The 5,301-nt window shown below is 54.8% G+C and carries 4 protein-coding genes and 2 pseudogenes; all 6 read right to left on the bottom strand.

Translation table 11 applies throughout. The features are described from left to right. Positions 1 to 65: 65 nt before the first annotated feature. Entirely contained in the window at positions 66 to 389 is a 324-nt protein-coding gene (locus tag RND78_RS27430; protein ID WP_312733356.1) for a hypothetical protein, read from the bottom strand. After that, the gene (locus RND78_RS27435; RefSeq protein ID WP_312733358.1) at positions 389 to 745 is read right to left on the bottom strand and encodes a hemagglutinin repeat-containing protein; all 357 of its coding nucleotides are present in this window, start codon (positions 743 to 745) and stop codon (positions 389 to 391) included. The genes RND78_RS27430 and RND78_RS27435 overlap by 1 nt, the downstream gene beginning before the upstream one ends. A gap of 1 nt (position 746) precedes the next feature. Further along, a complete protein-coding gene (locus tag RND78_RS27440; RefSeq protein ID WP_312733360.1) occupies positions 747 to 1,310 on the bottom strand; it encodes a hypothetical protein in 564 nt (187 codons plus the stop codon). Beyond that, positions 1,279 to 4,281 (bottom strand): annotated as a pseudogene (locus RND78_RS27445) (DUF637 domain-containing protein); the annotation flags it as partial. The pseudogene RND78_RS27445 and the gene RND78_RS27440, both read right to left, overlap by 32 nt. Before the next feature lie 74 nt (positions 4,282 to 4,355). Further along, the gene (locus RND78_RS27450) at positions 4,356 to 4,805 is read right to left on the bottom strand and encodes a hypothetical protein (protein WP_312733362.1); all 450 of its coding nucleotides are present in this window, start codon (positions 4,803 to 4,805) and stop codon (positions 4,356 to 4,358) included. Positions 4,806 to 4,811: 6 nt separating this feature from the next. Further along, positions 4,812 to 5,301, bottom strand: a pseudogene (locus RND78_RS27455) (hypothetical protein); the annotation flags it as partial.

The raw sequence follows: 5,301 nt of genomic DNA on the forward strand, positions 1-5,301 counted from the left end.
TAAATCCTAAATTGATAAACGTGGTCTGTCCCCTATTGTCCTGTGTCCCTGTGTCCCTGCACCAGCTAATCAAGCGAAAATGATGAAAAACAGAACGAGATTTTTTTATCCTCAAGCTCATTAAGTTGATAACGCACCCTATCGAAGCCCGAATTCATCTTATTAACATTCATATGCATGAGCTGAGTTAGCCCACCGCCAAAATCACGGAACATAAACTGGCTAATATCAATAAATTTTATACTCACAACATCAGCCCCTACATTTTCAGAGGCCGAAACAGACAGAGACAAATCATAACCCATGCCATCAGCGTTCAATTGAATGCTGATGGTATGCAAGCAGTTATGAGCAACAAGCAATTCATTCAACTCTGGAAGACTAATCATTATTGATCCTCGTCTCTTTCCCGTGGGCGCCGTAGCCTGAACCATATCTTCTTGCTCTTGCTCTTGCTGGGGGTTTCGTCAGCTGCGGCAGCCAGGGTGAGGTTGTCCTGGGCCGCCAGGCTGGCGTTACCACCGGCGCTGAGGGTGGTGGCGACGGCGGTGAGGTCGCGCCCGGCACCGATGCCCAGGTCACGCCCGGCGGTAAGGCTGCCGGTCAGTTGCGTGATGCTGGAACTGGTGTTGTTGGCACCACTGCTGCGGCCCGTCTGCGTCTGAGCGCCGACCAGGTTGACGTCGCGACCGGCGAGTCTTAGACGAGGAAAATAAATCCGTCTCTTTTTTCTTCTTTTTCGCATTTTACCGAAGAGACCAATCATGTATAGATATATATTCAACGATTTGATCAGGAGCATTGCTCAAAGATGAGCGATAATTCGTTGAAAAGCTAATCCCCTCCAACACCTTACCCTCTTTAATAAGAAGGAAATTATCATCCATGTCGTTAAAAAAAACATCGAACCCAGCGCGCTCTAGGGCCCGGAGCTCATCCCCGGGTCTTACCCCAAAAAAACCACCTCTATACCCCCTCCCCACATCTATTCTATATAATTTAAAGTTTTCTTCAAACTCAAGGCAAACCACATCATCCAGATATATAAGTGACTGAACCAATGTGTAAGGGCCACCAGGAAAGCCAGATCTCGATCTCACACCAATCCAACCAGTGTTCGAGTAAATTTTCCCATCTAGCTCCGAGTCCTTGTTGTGCCATCCAACGAAACCCACTCGCTTTAGAATTGAGTTGAAGTCATCGCCAACCTCGAATCCAGCAGCTGCTTTAGCAGGAACCAGCTCTGCAATTAAGTCAGGAACATAAATAGACATTGCTTTACTCCCAAGGCTTCCACCGACCGGCTTCATACCTCAACCTGTTCCCGGTAGCATCAAAATACTGCTGAGCGCTAGTAATAGTGCCTGGCTTAAATCCGGAGGATGGATCAATAACTCTAACCTCAGCCCCGTCTTTGTACGTAAACTTATAGTATGGCGCGTCATGCGCACCACCTCCAGGATGGACCTGAACTTCTTTTATAGTTGGATGCCCTTCAACTGTAAAGGCTTGAGCCTTGCCGGACGTACCGGAGAGTGCGGGCTTGGGTACTAGAGTAGCACCATCCATCTTATATGCCTGCACGAGATCGTCGACCGAGGCACCCCATACCTGATCTAATCTTCGTGGTATACCTGCCTGTACAGCTAAATCGTTTCTCAAGCCATCACGAGCAATTGCAGACGTAGCTGGAGTCTCAGGTGTCCCTGCTCCAGCTTTTATTCCTCCAAGTCCTGTCTTATTTGCTTCACTGATCGCCTGCCCCAACGGCGTCTTGTCATAATACTTCGACAGCTCCGCTTCGCCAGGCAACTTACCGGCATTCAGGTCATTCAGCTTGCCTGACAGTTGCTCGATAGTAGCCAATTCGCCCGCTACTTGGCTGCCAATCTTGAACTCAGCGGCACCTCCCTTCATGGCGGCCACGATCATGCTTAGCTTGACCGCCTTGGCCGCTGGACTCAGCAGGTCCCAGACACTCGGCTCGAGCATTTCGCCGATGAGCTTGGCTCCTCCGGCGACATTGGCGGCCGCACCTGCCAGCCGTTGCTGGTAGTCCAAGAGGTCGCCAACCTCGGCCCGTAGAGCGGCATCGTTAGCCAACTTGTCACGCAGCTGGTCGGCCTGGCTGGCCATCTGCTGCTCAAGGTCCTTCCGTGCCAGGTCCGTGGCCTGGGCATTCAGTTCCTGTTTTAGAGCTGCAGGGTCAGTTTTCAGCCGCTCAGCGTCTTGGCGCGCCTGCGCTTGTTCACGTTCGTGCTGGCTTTCCAAGGCTTTGTGTGCAGAGTCGAGGATGTTGCCCTGGACAGTCTTTCCGTCCTGCCACTGCTGATTGCCGAACTGCTGCTCCACCTCACTAGAGATGGGGCCGCGAAGCTGATCCATCGCTTGCCGGCCGTCCTGGATCTCTTGCGCAATCTGCTGGCAGTCACCCGTCTGCTGGCAATTCTTGGCACGCGCGCTGTTGGCGTCGCTGATGGCTTGATACTTGTCGCGGACGATTTGGCAATCGCCCCGTGCCTCGCAGCCTTGCAGCTCCTTGGCCAGGTTCTCCACGTCTTGGTGGCGCAGATAGTTATTCGCCGTGGCATTGGCCGCCACTGTGGCAGCAGCCTGCATATCGCCATCGCTCAAGCTTGCCGCCAGCACGCCAACCAATTGCGAAGCGGCCAACAGGTTGCTCATGCCGCGCTGATACTCTGGACTACCCTTTTCAACGCCCGGCGGCAGGAATTTATCGCCCAGCATCCCCACCATGGCTTCGCTGGCACCAGCCGCCAAAGCCCCGCTACGGAAGTCCCCGCCCATGGCTTCCGCCATCAGGCCACCCAGAGCGGCATGCAGGGCAATTTTGGTGACGCTACCGCTAGCCAAACCCAGATCGCGACCCAAGTCGCCGATTGCATTCGCCGCATTGGCGCCCGCGATACCGACGGCGGTTCCCAGGGCTGCCTGCTTGAGGTTGTCCTGGAAGCTGCCACCGTAGATCAGGGTGCGCGCCAGGGTGTCGGCCATGAGTTTGGTGCCGACGGCCTGGGCGCTGGCCGTATCGAACTTGAGCTTGGTCGCGTCGTAGCCGGCCATCTGCAGGATGCCCGCGGAAGCCCCGGCCATGGCGTAGCTCTTGAGGCTGTCCGAAGACGTCACGTCCTTGAATACGGCGCCCAGGTTGCCGCGGTTGTTGATGGTGCTGACGGCGGCATTGGTCGCGGCAGTGGTGATGGCGGCCTGGGTGACGGTGCCTCCCATCAGACCACCGGCCATGGGACCGATGATGACGGCCATCGCGATGGCAATGATCATCTGCGACGCCGGGCCAAGGCCGGAGTTGCTGTACTTGAAGCTGTCGTGGATCTCCTTGACCTGCCGCCAGTCGACGTCACCGCGTGCTTCGGCCTGCTTGATCCAGGCCAGGTTCGGATCGGCCTTGACCATGGCATCGATGGTCTGGCTCACCGTCTGACCGTTGACTTCCTTGACGTCGATCTTCAGCCCTTCGACGGCTTGGATGCTGAGCTTACCCTCCGCGATGATCTGCGTCTGGCGCAGGGTTTCATCGGTTTGGCCCTTGCCCTTGGACGAGACCCAGAAGGCGTTGTTGTTGCTCTTCTCGTGGCTCTCCTGGTGCAGGTCCTTCACGGCTTCGAAGGTGATGTCGCCGCCGCTGTCGAGGGTAATGTCTTTGCCGCTCGCTAGCTTGGCGGCCTGGTAGGTCTGGTCGCCTTCGCTCTTGAGGGTGATGTCGCCGCCGGCCTTGATCTCGCTGCCGATATTGCGCACATCGGTCACTTCGTCGCGCTTGGTCTTCTTCGCGCCGAAGCTGCCCTTCTTCTTCATGTCGTACAGCGAGTAGTCGCTGTCCTGCGCGGCCAGGACGTTGAGGTCCTTGCCGGCGTAGAGATAGGCCTCGTGGGCGGCTTCCACCTTGCTGGCCACCAGGGTCAAGTCGCCCTGGCTCGCCACCAGGCTGACGTTGCCACCTGCGGTCAGGGTGGTGATCTGCTGGTCGACGTGATCTTCCTGGCGGGTGATCTTCTTGCTCTTGCTGTAGCTGTGGCTTTCGTTGGCCGCCACGCCCAGGGTGAGGTTGTCCTGGGCCGCCAGGCTGGCGTTGCCCCCGGCGCTGAGGGTGGTGGCGACGGCGGTGAGGTCGCGTCCGGCACCGATGCCCAGGTCACGCCCGGCAGTGAGGCTGCCGGTCAGTTGGGTGATGCTGGAACTGGTGTTGTTGGCACCACTGCTACGCCCGGTCTGCGTCTGGGCGCTGAGCAGGTTGACATCGCCGGCAGATTTAATCCGTGGTGCTGGTGAGGTTTAGCCGGGGGAAAATAATCTGTCCCCTTTTCTGGAGCCCATCACTCCAAAAAATCTATTTGAACCACTAGCGCACAGAAATCAATATTTTCATTGCCGCCACTGCATTCTAATCTGACTGAATTTTTATTTTCTGCAACAACTAAGCCAGCATTGCCAACCCAAGCCTGAACTAAGTCGCCGGAACGCCAGACATTCCAAATCTTCACATCACAGCCTGACTTAGAAAAAACAGAAAGCAAAACCACATCGGGACTAGTATCAGCCCAAAGAATTATTTCTGAATGACTGCAACCATTTACTTCAATCTTTCCCTTTACAGCCTTAATTCGCAACCCAACAACAGGCTCCAACGAAAAATTCAATCTCCGAACCAATAGATCCTTTCGCCCAGATGACAAGCTCATCTGAAATAACGGAATAATAGTACGCCCATCCATTTCAATAGGAGCACCAAAAGTGCGCTGAAAGATTGAAGAAAGAGTTTCCATAAAGTATTAATACCCTGGCTTCCTAAAAGGATCTACTGCTGCATGGTCTTGCGGCCAACGAGGAACAAACTCTTGTCCACCATCACGGGCTGGAATTGGCTCATGACTCAACTCCATAGATTCAAGCCCACCTTTATCGGCATTGTATCGCTGCGGCGCACTTCCCTTACTCATACGAATAATATTTTCAGTGCCGTATTTTTCAGCAGCCCCTGGCGCAGCCGCCTCATTTTTCCAGAAGCGAGACCTCACTGTAGACCATGCAGGTTCGTTGCCCCTTACAGTATTGGCATAAACATCATCACCCAATGTCCATCTTGGTGTTTCTCTCGTTACGTCAGCCCCAACCGCCCTAGCCTCACCGCCAACATAATTCTTCCAATCCGGATGGTAAGGATCGGCACGCATGGCATCCGAGATATCGGTTCTCGCAGCCGCTCCGGATTCCCTCGTCGTCAAACCAAAGGTAAATCTAGAGGCGTTATCGGCAGCAGCC

It is taken from the genome of Pseudomonas oryzihabitans (genome assembly GCF_032027545.1).
Classification (GTDB): Bacteria; Pseudomonadota; Gammaproteobacteria; order Pseudomonadales; family Pseudomonadaceae; genus Chryseomonas; species Chryseomonas oryzihabitans_F.